Annotated in this window: 15 protein-coding genes; 10 read left to right on the forward strand and 5 right to left on the reverse strand. The window is 72.2% G+C overall.

All coding sequences use genetic code 11. The features are described 5' to 3' along the window. Positions 1 to 41: 41 nt before the first annotated feature. Together PX701_RS12170 and PX701_RS12175 are read left to right on the forward strand one after the other, a co-directional pair. On the forward strand, positions 42 to 470 hold the full coding sequence (locus PX701_RS12170; protein WP_275506431.1) for a hypothetical protein: 429 nt from the start codon (positions 42 to 44) through the stop codon (positions 468 to 470). A 13-nt stretch (positions 471 to 483) separates the two neighbouring features. Next, positions 484 to 1,314 (forward strand): alpha/beta fold hydrolase, encoded by an 831-nt coding sequence (locus PX701_RS12175; RefSeq protein ID WP_275506432.1) that lies wholly within the window; start codon positions 484 to 486, stop codon positions 1,312 to 1,314. Here the strand turns inward: PX701_RS12175 and PX701_RS12180 are convergent. Both PX701_RS12180 and PX701_RS12185 read right to left on the reverse strand, forming a co-directional pair. Beyond that, entirely contained in the window at positions 1,311 to 2,387 is a 1,077-nt protein-coding gene (locus PX701_RS12180) for a trans-sulfuration enzyme family protein (RefSeq protein WP_231431828.1), read from the reverse strand. The two genes, PX701_RS12175 and PX701_RS12180, sit on opposite strands and share 4 nt — an antisense overlap. Before the next feature lie 9 nt (positions 2,388 to 2,396). Continuing rightward, complete coding sequence (locus PX701_RS12185) at positions 2,397 to 3,293, reverse strand: hypothetical protein (protein WP_231431827.1); 897 nt, start codon at positions 3,291 to 3,293, stop codon at positions 2,397 to 2,399. 55 nt (positions 3,294 to 3,348) lie between these two features. Between PX701_RS12185 and PX701_RS12190 the strand changes: the two genes are divergently transcribed. Then, positions 3,349 to 4,044, forward strand: a complete 696-nt coding sequence (locus PX701_RS12190) for an NAD-dependent deacylase (protein WP_231431826.1) — start codon at positions 3,349 to 3,351, stop codon at positions 4,042 to 4,044. A 63-nt stretch (positions 4,045 to 4,107) separates the two neighbouring features. Here the strand turns inward: PX701_RS12190 and PX701_RS12195 are convergent, their stop codons facing one another. Beyond that, the gene (locus PX701_RS12195; protein ID WP_275506433.1) at positions 4,108 to 4,599 is read right to left on the reverse strand and encodes an NUDIX hydrolase; all 492 of its coding nucleotides are present in this window, start codon (positions 4,597 to 4,599) and stop codon (positions 4,108 to 4,110) included. Between the two features lie 66 nt (positions 4,600 to 4,665). Here PX701_RS12195 and PX701_RS12200 point away from each other — a divergent pair, with 66 nt between their 5' ends. From PX701_RS12200 to PX701_RS12230, 7 genes are all read left to right on the forward strand, one after another. Continuing rightward, a complete protein-coding gene (locus PX701_RS12200) occupies positions 4,666 to 5,304 on the forward strand; it encodes an NAD(P)H-binding protein (RefSeq protein WP_231431824.1) in 639 nt (212 codons plus the stop codon). A 226-nt stretch (positions 5,305 to 5,530) separates the two neighbouring features. Next, the gene (locus PX701_RS12205) at positions 5,531 to 6,574 is read left to right on the forward strand and encodes a GNAT family N-acetyltransferase (RefSeq protein WP_275506434.1); all 1,044 of its coding nucleotides are present in this window, start codon (positions 5,531 to 5,533) and stop codon (positions 6,572 to 6,574) included. Positions 6,575 to 6,641: 67 nt separating this feature from the next. Continuing rightward, the gene (locus PX701_RS12210; RefSeq protein WP_231431822.1) at positions 6,642 to 6,872 is read left to right on the forward strand and encodes a hypothetical protein; all 231 of its coding nucleotides are present in this window, start codon (positions 6,642 to 6,644) and stop codon (positions 6,870 to 6,872) included. A gap of 161 nt (positions 6,873 to 7,033) precedes the next feature. After that, positions 7,034 to 7,336 carry a DUF1540 domain-containing protein gene (locus tag PX701_RS12215; protein WP_231431821.1) on the forward strand — a complete coding sequence of 101 codons (303 nt, stop codon included), beginning with the start codon at positions 7,034 to 7,036 and terminating at the stop codon, positions 7,334 to 7,336. A gap of 200 nt (positions 7,337 to 7,536) precedes the next feature. Next, the gene (locus tag PX701_RS12220) at positions 7,537 to 8,985 is read left to right on the forward strand and encodes a Gfo/Idh/MocA family protein (protein WP_275506435.1); all 1,449 of its coding nucleotides are present in this window, start codon (positions 7,537 to 7,539) and stop codon (positions 8,983 to 8,985) included. A gap of 20 nt (positions 8,986 to 9,005) precedes the next feature. Further along, positions 9,006 to 10,118 (forward strand): discoidin domain-containing protein, encoded by a 1,113-nt coding sequence (locus PX701_RS12225; protein WP_275506436.1) that lies wholly within the window; start codon positions 9,006 to 9,008, stop codon positions 10,116 to 10,118. A 141-nt stretch (positions 10,119 to 10,259) separates the two neighbouring features. Next, positions 10,260 to 10,742: a helix-turn-helix domain-containing protein gene (locus PX701_RS12230; protein ID WP_275506437.1), complete on the forward strand. Its 483-nt coding sequence runs from the start codon at positions 10,260 to 10,262 to the stop codon at positions 10,740 to 10,742. Here PX701_RS12230 and PX701_RS12235 read toward each other — a convergent pair. After that, on the reverse strand, positions 10,724 to 11,353 hold the full coding sequence (locus PX701_RS12235) for a ClpP family protease (RefSeq protein WP_275506438.1): 630 nt from the start codon (positions 11,351 to 11,353) through the stop codon (positions 10,724 to 10,726). The genes PX701_RS12230 and PX701_RS12235 overlap by 19 nt on opposite strands. After that, entirely contained in the window at positions 11,350 to 11,970 is a 621-nt protein-coding gene (locus PX701_RS12240; RefSeq protein ID WP_275506439.1) for a ClpP family protease, read from the reverse strand. Before PX701_RS12240 ends, PX701_RS12235 begins: the two co-directional genes overlap by 4 nt. Positions 11,971 to 12,601 lie beyond the last annotated feature (631 nt).

The raw sequence follows: 12,601 nt of genomic DNA on the forward strand, positions 1-12,601 counted from the left end.
CCGGCGAGTCGAAGCGAGGTCGCATGTCCCATCCGTGGCGGGTGCGTACGCGAGATGCCGCCCGCCGATGCGCCGGGGCGGCCGCGGTGCTGTCGGCGCTCGCGGTGCTCGCCGGATGCACGCCCTCGGTGAACGACCTGCCCGTGTTCGACCGCGAACAGCGGCCGAGCGACCTGCCGCCCGCGATCGTGGACTTCCAGGGCGCGATCGATCGCGACACGGTCCGTCGGGTCGGGGAAGACTCCATCGGCACCGTCTACTACGCTGCCGAGGACCCGCAGGAGCGGACCACGTGCCTGATCATCCTGAGCGAGACCGACTGGTCGTCCGGGTGCGGGGGACTGCCCGTGAAGGTCAGCATCCCGTCGGGCCTCACCGCCACCCTCGAACCCGCCGCGGTCGCCGGCGACGAGCAGGTCGGCGACGTCGTCTCCGTCGAACTGCCTCCGGTGCGGGCCGACGGTCGTTGACGACATGACGCGCATGGTCACCGAACACGAGGTCGGGCTCGACGACGGGCGCGTCCTGCATGCCTACGACTCGGGGGCGGATGCCTCGGCGAGACTCACCCTCATGTGGCACCACGGCTCGCCCCAGACCGGGGCGCCGCTCGGCGCCGTGCTCGCAGCGGCGACGGCGCGAGGCATCCGGCTCATCTCGTACGGACGGCCGGGCTACGGGGGCTCTACGCCGAACCCGGGGCGTGACGTCGCATCGGCCGCAACCGACGCGGTCGCGGTCGCCGACGCGCTCGGCGTCGAGGGCTTCGCCGCCATGGGCGCCTCGGGTGGCGGCCCGCACGCCCTCGCCGGGGCTGCGCTCGCACCCGATCGCGTGATCGGCGTCGTCACGCTCGCCGGCGTCGCGCCGTACACCGAGGCCTTCGACTGGTTCGGCGGCATGCGGGCGCCCGGGGCGCTCCGCGCCGCCCGCGCGGGCCGGGCCGCCCGGGCGGCGTTCGCCGAGACCGACGAGTTCGACCCCGACGTCTTCCTGCCGGTCGACCTCGCCGCGCTCGAGGGGACGTGGGCCGATCTCGGTTCCGATTCGGCTCGAGCCGGGCGCGACGGCCCCGACGGGCTCGTCGACGACGATGTCGCCTTCGCGAAGCCGTGGGGTTTCGAACTCGAGCGGGTGGCGGCGCCCGTGCTGCTCGTGCAGGGCGAGGGCGATCGCATCGTGCCGCGCACGCATGCGGCGTGGATGCTCGGCCGCCTGCCGAACGCCTCGCTGTGGATGCGCCTCGACGACGGGCACGTCTCCGTGCTCGACACGGTGCCCGACGCGATGGACTGGCTGCTCGAGCGGCTCTAGGCGATCGCGTCGAGCGCGCCCGCGAGGTCGCGCCAGAGGTCGTCGACCTGCTCGATGCCGACCGACAGCCGCACGAGCCCGTCGGGAATGGTGGGCTGCTCGGCCGGCCAGCGCCGGCGACGCTCGAACGTCGACTCGACCCCGCCGAGGCTCGTCGCGTGCACCCACAGTCTCGTGCGCCCGACGAGCGCATCGGCCGGCGCGGCGCCGCCGCGCACGACGATCGAGACGACCGCCCCGAAACCCGGGTAGCGCACCTCCTCGAGCGCGGCGTGGCCGTCGAGGCGACGCACGAGCTCCTGCGCGTTCGCCTGTGCGCGCTCGAGTCGCACGGCGAGCGTCCGCATCCCGCGCAGCGCGAGGAACGCCTCGAGCGGCGCGGGGACGGCCCCGGCGAGCGTGCGCCGCTGCAGGATCGAGTCGGCGCGCTCGTCGGACGCGGTCACCACGGCCCCCATCAGCACGTCGCTGTGGCCCGAGAGGTACTTCGTCGCCGAGTGCACGACGAGGTCGGCGCCGAGCGCGAGCGGACGCTGGAGCAGGGGCGTCGCGAACGTGTTGTCGACGGCGACGAGCGCCCCGTGCAGGTGCGCGGCGGCCGAGATCGCGGCGATGTCCGCGACCTCGAGGGCCGGGTTCGTCGGCGTCTCGAACCACACGAGCGCCGACCCCTCGCTCGCCGCGGCCACCGCAGCCGTGTCGGCGATGTCGACGAACTCGACACGCAGGCGCCCCTGGCCCGCGCGTTCCTCGAGCAGGGCGACCGTGCCCGTGTACGAGTGCCGCGGCGCCACGACGAGTCCTCCCGGCTCGACGAGGTCGAGCACGGCCGAGATCGCGGCCATGCCGGAGGAGAACGACACGCACCGCCCGCCCTCGAGCGCGCCGAGGACGTCCTCGAACGCCGTCCAGCTCGGGTTGCCGTAGCGCCCGTACTCGAGGTCGCCGCCGGCGACGTACGTCGAGGTCAGGTGCACCGGCACGTTCATCGGCGCGTCAGGCGCATGCGCGGGGCGACCGGCGATGACGGCGAGGGTGTCGGGATGGAGTTCTGAGTGGGCGGCCTCGTGCATGCCGAAAGGCTAGTCGAGCGCGTCGCGCGCCGCGGCGGCCTCGTCACGTGCCGACTCGGCGACCCGCGCCGCCCGGTCGCGATCGCGCGCGAGCCTCCGCCGCTCACGACCGCCCTCGGCGAGACGCTCCTCGAGACCGCGCAGCTCCTCGTCGAGCTCGTCGCGCCGGGCGGTGTCGGCGTCGATGCGCTCGTCGAGCGCCGCGAGTTCGCTCTCGAGGTCGTCGAGGGCGGCGGATGCCTCGGCGGCGTGCTCCTCGGCGGTTGATGCCGCGCGCTCGCGTTCCCGGCGCTCCTGCTGCTCGCGTTCCTCCCGCTCACGGGCGGCGTCCGCGGCATCGGCCTCGGTGCGTCCGGCCCCCTTCGAGCGTGCGGACCGCTTCGCCGGCCTCGCCCCGTCCGGTCCGCCCGCCACAGCGCCGTCGAGGTCCACGTCGACGCCCACCGCCTCGAGGCTGCGCACGAGCCGGCCGCTGCGCACGGCGTCGGCGGCCGAGGCATCCGCCATGCCGGCTTGCAGCGTCTGGGCGAGTTCGTCGAGCACGGGCTGGCGCACCGGGGCGCCGAGCTCCTCGGCGAGTCCGCCCGCCTCCTGCGCGAGGGCCGAGACGAGTCGGCGCCGTTCCTTCGCGAAGCGGGCGAGCGCCGCCGCGTCGAACCCGTCCTGCGCCTCGCGCAGCTCGTCGCCGAGCTCGAACAGCGCCTCGACCTCGTCGGCGCGGTGTCGCACGAGCTGGTTCGCGAGCCAGGCCGTGGGGGAGGGGCGCCGCAGCGCCGCCACGGCGTCGGCGAGCTCGCGATCGTCGTCGCGCAGCTCGCGAGCGCGGGCGTTGCGGGCGGCCGTGAACTCCTCGGGGCGGAGCGCGTACAGCGCTCCCGCCTCGTCGATGAGCGCATCGGCCGGCATACGGCCATCCTGCAAGATCGTGCGCGATTCCGACAGCCCGTGGTCTCATGGAGGCATGCGGGTCGTCGTGCTGACCGGGGCCGGCATCTCGGCCGAGAGCGGGGTGCCCACCTTCCGCGATGCCGGCGGCCTGTGGGAGGGGCACCGGGTCGAGGACGTCGCGACGCCCGAGGCCTTCGAGCGCGACCCCGAGACCGTGCAGCGCTTCTACGACGCGAGGCGGCACGCGGTCGCGCTCGCCGAGCCGAACCCGGCGCACCGGGCGCTCGCCCGCCTCGAGGAGGCGCTCGGCGACGACCTGCTCGTGGTCACCCAGAACATCGACGACCTGCACGAGCAGGCGGGCTCGCAGCGGGTGCTGCACATGCACGGCGAGCTGGCGCTCGCGCGTTGCACCGGATGCGGGACACGGTCGCCGGTGCCCGGCGACCTCGTCGGTCGGCCGGCCTGCCCGTCGTGCGGCGAGCGGATGCTTCGCCCCGACGTCGTCTGGTTCGGCGAGATGCCCTACGGCCTCGACGAGATCGAGGCGGCGCTCGCCGCGTGCCACGTGTTCGCCGCGATCGGAACATCGGGCGCCGTGTACCCGGCGGCCGGATTCGTCGTCACCGCGGCCGAGCACGGTGCGCAGACGGTCGAGCTCAATCTCGCGTCGAGCGAGATCACCCCGCTGTTCGACGCCGTACGGCACGGGCCCGCGAGCGAAGTCGTGCCCGAGTGGTGCGACGAGGTGCACCGGTCGGTCGGGTAGTACGACGCGCGTCGCGCGACACCCGCCCCGAAGCGTCCACGGTCTCGAGACGACGCCGCGCGCCTACTCGACCGACCGGGGCGGCGACGCCGCGAGCCGCGTCTCGAGCGCGGCGAGCACCTGCACCTGCCCTTTGGTCACGAGCGTCCGTGCCCCGTCGATCGCCACCCAGCGCGCGTCATCGACCTCGGGGAACGCCTGCACGCGGCCCGAGCGGGGCGGCCACTCGAGCTCGAACGTGTTGCTCTCGACGACGGCGACGTCGAAGTCGGGAGCCTCGCCCGTGAACACGCGGATCAGCTTGCCCGATGCGTAGCGGAACTCGCCGAGGTCGGCGTAGTCGAGCTCGGGTGGCGCGACGCCGATCTCCTCGCCGAACTCGCGCCGGGCGGCGAGCAGCGGGTGCTCGGCCACGGCCTCGTACTCGCCCTTCGGCACCGTCCACGCGCCTTCGTGCTTGCGCGCCCAGAACGGGCCGCCCATGTGCGCGATGAAGACCTCGACACCCGCACCGAGGTCGCGATGCAGCAGCAGCCCCGCACTCGTCACCGGCATGATCGCGCACCTTGCACGGTCTCACCCGACGGGTAGCGTGGATCGGGACACGCGAAGGAGTCGCCCATGGCACGCATCGTACTCATCGGCGGTCACGGCAGGGTCGCCCTGCACCTCGAACGCCTGCTCGCCGAGCGCGGCGACGAGGTCGACGCCGTCATCCGCAACCCGGAGCACGCCGACGACGTCGCAGCGACCGGCGCGACGCCCGTCGTGGCCGACATCGAGACCCTCGACGTCGACGGCCTGACCGCGCTGCTGCGCGGGCACGACGCCGTCGTCTGGTCGGCGGGTGCGGGCGGCGGCGATCCGCGGCGCACGTACGCGGTCGATCGCGACGCCGCGCTGCGCTCGATGGCCGCGGCCGACGCCGCCGGTGTGCGCAGGTACGTGATGGTCTCGTACTTCCGGTCGCCCGATCACTCGGTGCCCGCGGGCGACTCCTTCCACGCCTACGCGGAGGCGAAGGCCGCGGCCGACGAGCACCTCGCGACGACGACGCTCGACTGGACCATTCTCGGGCCGAGCCGGCTCACCGACGGCGACGGCACGGGCGGCATCGACGCCGAGGCGTCCGAGAGCCTGACCGTCGACCGGGCCGACGTCGCAGCGGTCGCGGCCGCCGTGCTCCTCGAGCCCGCGACGATTCGTCGCACGATCCGCTTCAATGCCGGCGCGACGCCGATCGCCGAAGCCGTCCGCTGAGCGCGGCGCCGGTGACGGCCGCGCGACTACTGCTGGCGCGGTCGGCGCACGAGCGCCCAGAGCGCGGCGAGCAACCCGATTCCGCCGACCACCGCAATCGCTCCGAGCACCGACCACAGCATCTGTTCGACCGACATCGCCCACCTCCGAGTCCAGTGGCACCCATTCTGCTCCCGCAGGCGACCGGAACTCCAGCGTCGGCCGCGGTTCGTGCGAGGATCTGGGCATGTCCGCCTCTGAGCTTCCGCTGTCGCGTCGTGTCGGCCCCTCGCCCGAGCCGCAACGGCCGGCTCACCCCGACATCGACACCTGGCGCCCCGCAACGGTGGGCGACGTCGACGAACTGCTCGCGTTCCACGCCGACGTCGCGAGGGCCGACCACCCCGAGTGGATCGAGACGCGCGACGAGGTGATGGAGGCGTTCGAGGTCTCGCACATCGACCCTGCTCGCGACACCATGCTCGGTATCGACCGTGGCGGGCGCATCCTCGCCTCGGGCTCCGTCGTCGTGCCGACCGGACGAGAGACGCTCATCCGCGCGATCGCGTTCGGCGCCGTGCGCCCGGAGGCGCGCGCCCGCGGGATCGGCCGGGCGCTGCTCGGCTGGCAGCTCGAGCGGGCGCGCGAACGACTCGCAGCGTTCGACGACGCGCTGCCGGGTTGGATCATCGCCTACGCCGAGCAACGGGCACCCGATGCGGGCGCGCTGCTCGAACGGGCCGGCTTGCCGCAGCGCCGTCACTTCTTCACGCTCGGCCGCGACGTCTCGCTTCCGATCGAGTCGATCGCGCCGCGTACCGACGACGTCGATCTCGTGCCGTGGGCGGCCGAGTGGACCGAGTCGACCCGCCTCGCCCGCAACGAGGCTTTCGCCGACCACTGGGGCAGCCAGTCGACCGCACCGGAGACGTGGAGCCGTATCGTCGGCGGCGAGCAGTTCGCGCCGTCGCTCTCGTTCGTCGCCGTCGAGCACGGCGCGGCCGGCGACCGCGTCGTCGGGTTCGTGCTCGCGCTCCGCAACGAGGGAGACTGGGCGGGCCAGGGCTTCAGCTCGTCGTACGTGCAGCTCGTCGGGGTGGTCCGCGAGCGGCGCGGGCGCGGCATCGCGCAGGGACTGCTGGCCCGGCATCTCGAAGCATGCCGCGACGAGGGGCTCGACCAGTCCATCCTCGACGTCGACGCCGAGAGCCCGACCGGGGCGCTCGGGCTCTACGAGGGGCTCGGGTACGTGGTCGCCAACACGCACCACAGCCACGTGCTCGAGTACTGAACCCGCGCGGTGCATCCGTCAAGCCGTTGACGGATGCCTCGCAGCCGCGCAGGCTCGAATCGACGACGTGAACTCGACGAGCGGAGGCGGCATCATGACCGACGAGCGACGACCGGGGCCGACCCCGCGCGACCCCGACGACACGACCGGCGCAGAAGAGCGGCTCGATCGCGAGGGCGAACCCGCCGAGGCGCCCGACGGACCCGAGCGCGGCACCGACGCCAACGACGTCGAGGCAGACAACCCGGTCGAGGAGGACACGATCGAGACGATCGATCCCGACAACGCGCCCGCCTGAACATCGCCGGCTCGCCGCCCGTTCGGAGCTGATAGGTAAGGCAATCCTCAGAAGAAAGTCCGACTGATCTGCGGAAAATCGGCCCACAGGTGCTGCGGTCGAGCGGGTGGCGGGGCTACCATCCGAACACAGCAGAGTCGCAACCGCCTCAGGAGGTCACCATGAGCATGACGCTCGACGAGATGCCCGCGGTCGCCGAGTGTTCGGTGGCCGGTTGCTCCTACAACGACCACTCGCACTGCCACGCGGCAGCCGTCACGATCGCCGGCTCGCCCGGCGACGCCGAGTGCGTCACCTTCATCCCGCTCGGCTCCAAGGGCGGGCTCGACAAGGTGCTCACGCACGTCGGAGCATGCCAGCGCTCGGAGTGCATCCACAACTCGAAGCTCGAATGCACCGCAGCCGCGGTGCGCATCGGCGCCGGCCACGACGACGCCGACTGCCTCACCTACGAAGTCGCCTGAGACCACCTGCCGAACGGGCCGTTCCGCGCATGCGGAGCGGCCCGTTCTGCTGTGCCGGGGTCGAGACGCGCGCAGACGGATTGCGCGTTTGTGATTGTTTGAGTCAGTTTCGAGTCAACTCTTGACATGCATCGCTCACTCGCGAGAGTGTGCTGGGCAAGTGACCACACACCGTTCTCAGGAGTGCAATGATGCGTTTCTTGACCAGCCCGCGCGAGCGAATCGGCACGGCGGCCGAGCTCGAATCGGTGCCGACGGGCTTCACTCGCCGCAACCTCATCGGCGGCGCGCTCGCCGGCGTCGCGATCGCGACGGCCGCGGCCTCCGGGTCCGCGCACGCCGCCGCGCCGATGCGCGCCTCCGGCGCCAGCTCGATGGCGAACCAGCCGTTCGAGGCCGTCGAAGTCGTGAAGATCGGCCTCATCGGCCTCGGCAACCGGGGCATGGGCATGCTCGGCAGCTGGGTCGCCGTGCCGGGTGCGCAGGTCGTCGCGGTCTGCGACATCAGGGCCGACCGGGCGACCCGAGCCGCCGACCGCGTCGCCGCCGCAGGCAAGGCGCGTCCTCGCGAGTACGGCGGCTCCGACACGTCGTTCCAGAAGATGCTCGACACCGAGGAGCTCGACCTCGTCTACATCGCGACGCCGTGGGAGTTCCACTTCCAGCAGGGCAGGGCGGCGCTCCTCGCCGGCGCCCACGCCGGCGTCGAGCTGCCGATCGCGACCGAGCTCGACGAGCTCTGGGACCTGGTCGACACGAGCGAGAAGACGCGCAAGCATCTCTTCCTCATGGAGAACTGCTCCTATGGCCGCAATGAGCTCGCGATGCTGAAGATGGCGCACGACGGCGTCTTCGGCGAGATCACGAGCGGGCACGGCGGCTACCTGCACGACCTGCGCTCGCTGCTGTTCAGCGACGGGTACTACACCGACGACTGGCGCCGCATCTGGCACACCAAGAGCGTGGCGAGCTTCTATCCGATGCACGGGCTCGCGCCCATCGCCGCGGCCATGGACATCAACCGCGGCGACCGGTTCACGACACTCACCGCGACCTCCAGCGCTCCGCGGGGCCTCGCCGACTATCGCGAGCGCTTCGTGCCGCGCGACCACCGCTCGTGGAAGGAGGAGTACATCAACGGCGACCTCGTGACCTGCATGATCAGCACGGCGAACGGACGCATGATCCGGGCCGAGCACAACGTCAGCCAGCCACGCCCCTACAGCAGGATCAACACGATCGAGGGCAGTCGCGGCATCTTCGAGGACTACGCGGGCGGCGATACGACCGGTGCTCGCATCTACGTCGAACCGGTGCACAGCGGCGACACCTGGCGCGGCGCGAGCGCCCTGCGCACGGAGTACGACCACTGGCTCTGGAAGGACCTCGAAGGGCCGGCGGCCGGCGGCGGCCACGGCGGCATGGACTACATCCTCCAGTGGCGCATCGTGCAGCTCATGCGCACCGGGCAGGTGCCCGACATCGACGTCTACGACTCCGCCGCATGGTGCGCGCCCGTGCCGCTCAGCGTGAAGTCACTCGAGAACAAGGGTCGTCCCGTCGAAGTGCCCGACTTCACCAGGGGCGACTGGAAGAAGCTCCGCCTCGGGCTCGATTCCGTCCGCACCACGATGCCCGCGGTCGCCTGACGCCGACGAGAGGATCAGACATGTCATCGAAGACCGTTCGGCGCGGCGCGATCGCCGCGCTCGCACTCGCCTCGACGCTCGCGCTCGCGGCCCAGCCCGCCTTCGGCAGCACCCCGGACGAGGCGCAGGAGCCGACGGCGACGAGCAACTCGGCGCCGGTGCCGGCCCCGAGCCCCGCCCCGGTTCCGGAGCCTCCGGTCGTGCCGTCGGCCGAAGCCCCGGCATCCCAGACCCCGGTGAGGGTGACTCCGACGACCGAAGCCGTCGCGCCCGAGTCATCCGGGCCCGCGGCGTCGGCCGATCCCAGCGAGGCGGCAGCTCCGAAGGCCGCCGCCGGTGACGAGGAGGCGCCCGCCGAGCCCGAGATCGCTGTCTCGATCTCGGAGATCAGCCTGGAGGGCCCGGCGATCGTCGACGTCGAGGTGACCGTGCAGAACGACTCGGCGAAGGCGATGAGCAAGGTCGCCGTCTCGTTCGCCGGCCCGATCGGCTGGCAGGTCGTCACCGTCGACGACGACCTCGGGCGGATCGCGCCGGGCGACGAGGAGTCGGCCGCCTTCCAGATCCGAGTCCCCGAGAAGCGCCCGGGCTACGCGCTCCGAGTCTTCTCCGCGACGGTGGAGTACGGGGGCGGCGACGGAGCCGGAAGGGTGACCGAGACGCTCGCGGTTCCGACCATCCCGCCGATGCCCGACCTCATCGACCAGTCCCTGCTGTCCATCGCCGACGTCTCGAGTGAGGAGACGGTCTCCGAGCACACGCCCGCGACGAACGCGATCGACGGCGACCCGTACACGTTCTGGCACACCGCCTACCGCGACGGTGCGCGACCGTACCCGCACCACATCACCATCGACCTCGGTGCGGACTACGACGTGACCGGCCTGGAGTACCTGACCCGCCAGAACGCGGTGAACGGCCGGATGAAGGACTACCAGGTGTACGTCTCGACCGACGGGTCGACCTGGGGCGAGCCGGTGGCGACCGGATCGTTCACGGGCGATCTCGGACCGCAGCGCGTCGCGTTCGAGGCTGCGACCGGTCGCTACGTGAAGCTCGTCGGCCTGAACTCGGTGGCCGGTAATGCCTTCGGCGGGGCGGCCGAGATCAACATCGGCGGAGTCCGCCGATGAGGACACCGCCTCGCACCTGAGGCGGTGAGGCGCAGGCGGCGCGGGTTCGGGTCCCGCGTCGCCTGCATGGCCTCAAGCGGCCCGTTCTGCTGTGAGCGGATCGCCCTGTCGTCGGGTACCGGCCGCGGTTAGCCTCGGGGCATGGGCAAGGTCGTCGAGTTCCCAACGGTCCCGCGCAGGTCGAAGCCGCTCTGGCGCGACGTGCTCGGCGAGGTACTGCGAGGCGAGCGGCTCGCCCAGGAGCGGATCCTCACCGAGGTGGCGGCCTCGGCCGGCGTCTCACCGCAGTATCTCTCCGAGATCGAGCGCGGCCGCAAAGAGCCGTCGAGCGAGGTGCTCGGCGCCGTCGCCGAGGCGCTCGGGCTCGAGCTCTTCGAGGTCGCGCACCGGGTGGGCGAGGTGCTCGGCGCCCGCCACGAGGCGGAACAGCTCGAGGCCGAGCGGCGCGAGCGCCTCGACCACGAGCGCGCGCTCGCGTTCCGCGCCGACGCGCCGGCGAGGCATCCCGCCGTCGACGTCGGCACCGTGCTGGTGCTCGACCTCGACGAGGCCTCGGGCGCGATCGCCGACGGCGGCGCGACCGTCGCCGCGCCGCGCGGCGGCGTCTACCTGCTCGCCGCGTAGGCGGCCGCGCCGGCTCCGACCGGCACCCGTGCCGTCAGCACGTGGTCGGCGAGCCCGTACTCGACGGCCGCCGCTGCGGGCAGGATGAGGTCGCGGTCGGTGTCGTGCCGCAGGGTCGCCACGTCGTGCCCGGTGTCGGCGGCGAGGGCCGCCTCGAGCTCGGCGCGCACTCGCACGACCTCGTCGGCGTGGATGATGAGGTCGGGGATCGTGCCGCGGCCCTGCGTCGAGGGCTGGTGCAGCACGACCCGGCCGTGCGGCAGGATCGCACGCTGCCCCTTCGCCCCGCCGGCGAGCAGCACCGCCGCCGGCCCGCCCGCCTGGCCGACGCACGTCGTCGCGACATCCGGCCGGATGTGCTGCATCGTGTCGTAGACCGCGAGCGCCGCGCCGGGCGAACCGCCGGGGGAGTTGAGGTAGAGGCTGATCGGGGTGTCGTTCGACTCCGACGCGAGGTGCAGGAACTGCGCGATGAGCACGTTCGCGACGCCGTCGTCGATCTCGGTGCCGAGGTAGACGATGCGCTCAGAGAGCAGGCGGCTGTAGACGTCGAGCGCGCGCTCGCTGTTGCCCCGGCGTTCGACGACGTAGGGGATCGTGTAGCTGGTCATGCGGGCACTCGCAATCCGGTCTGGGGCCGCACAGCCCTCGGGAACATCTCGTCGAAGCCGTCGACGACGCGGTCGATGAAGCCGTAGTCGACCGCCTCGTCGGCCGTGTACCAGCGGTCGCGCAGCGAGTCCTCGGCGATCTTCGCGATGGGCTGGCCGGTGTTCTCCGCGGTGATGCCGAGCACGGTGTCCCGGGTGTACCGCAGGTCGTCGGCCTGCAGCTCGACGTCGACCGCCGTGCCGCCGATGCCGGCCGAGCCCTGGTGCATGAGGATGCGCGCATGCGGCAGGGCGAAGCGCTTGCCCGGGGTGCCGGCGCTCAGCAGGAACTGGCCGGCGCTCGCCGCGATGCCGTACGCGATCGTCGCGACGTCGTTCGGGATCGAGCGCATGAGGTCGGCGATCGCCAGCATGGCCGACACCGAGCCCCCGGGCGAGTTGATCCAGAACCGGATGTCGCGACGGGGGTCGTCGCCGGCGAGGGTGACGAGCTGCGCGCAGAGGCGGTTGCCGCCCTGCTGGTCGAGCTCGTCGCCGAGCACGATGATGCGTTCATGGAAGAGCCGGGCGGTGAGCTCGGCGTCGATCGGCTGGATCGCCGGGGTCTGTTCGCTCATGAACCCAGCCTGCGCGGCGTCGGCGCACGGTGGGGCGGATGCTGCCGAGAGCAGTGCTGCTCTCGGCGGAGAGAATCCGCTTGCTCCTCGGCTCTCGAGCTCAGGAGAGCTCTCGAGCTCAGGAGCGAGGCGCGGCGCGCTCCTCGCGACACGCTCCTCACTCCGCGCTTATCGCTGCTCGTTCCTCCCTGCGCGTTCCGCGCTGGTCGTTCCGCGTTCCGCGCTGGTCGTTCCGCGTTCCGCGCTGGTCGTTCCGCGTTCCGTGCTGGTCGTTCCGCGTTCCGCGCTGGTCGTTCCGCGTTCCGCGCTCCTCGTTCCGCGCTCCTCGTTCCTCGTTCCTCGCTCCTCGCTCCTCGCTGGCCCGCCAGGTGGCGGGGCCTCATTGGGAAGACGTGTGGAGTTGTGGACTTGTGTCCTGCAGGGGTGTGGAGTTGTGGACTTGTGTCCTGCGGGGGTGTGGAGTTGTGGACTTGTGTCCTGCAGGGGTGTGGAGTTGTGGACTTGTGTCCTCGTTCCCTAGAGCGATGTCCACGCAGGATCGACGCCGACGCGTGGAACCGATGCCGACGCGTGGAACCGGCGCCGACGCGTGGAACCGGCGCCCACGCACGGAACCGGCGCCCCACGCGAC

The organism is Agromyces chromiiresistens (assembly GCF_029167465.1).
In the GTDB taxonomy this organism is placed as follows: domain Bacteria; phylum Actinomycetota; class Actinomycetes; order Actinomycetales; family Microbacteriaceae; genus Agromyces; species Agromyces chromiiresistens.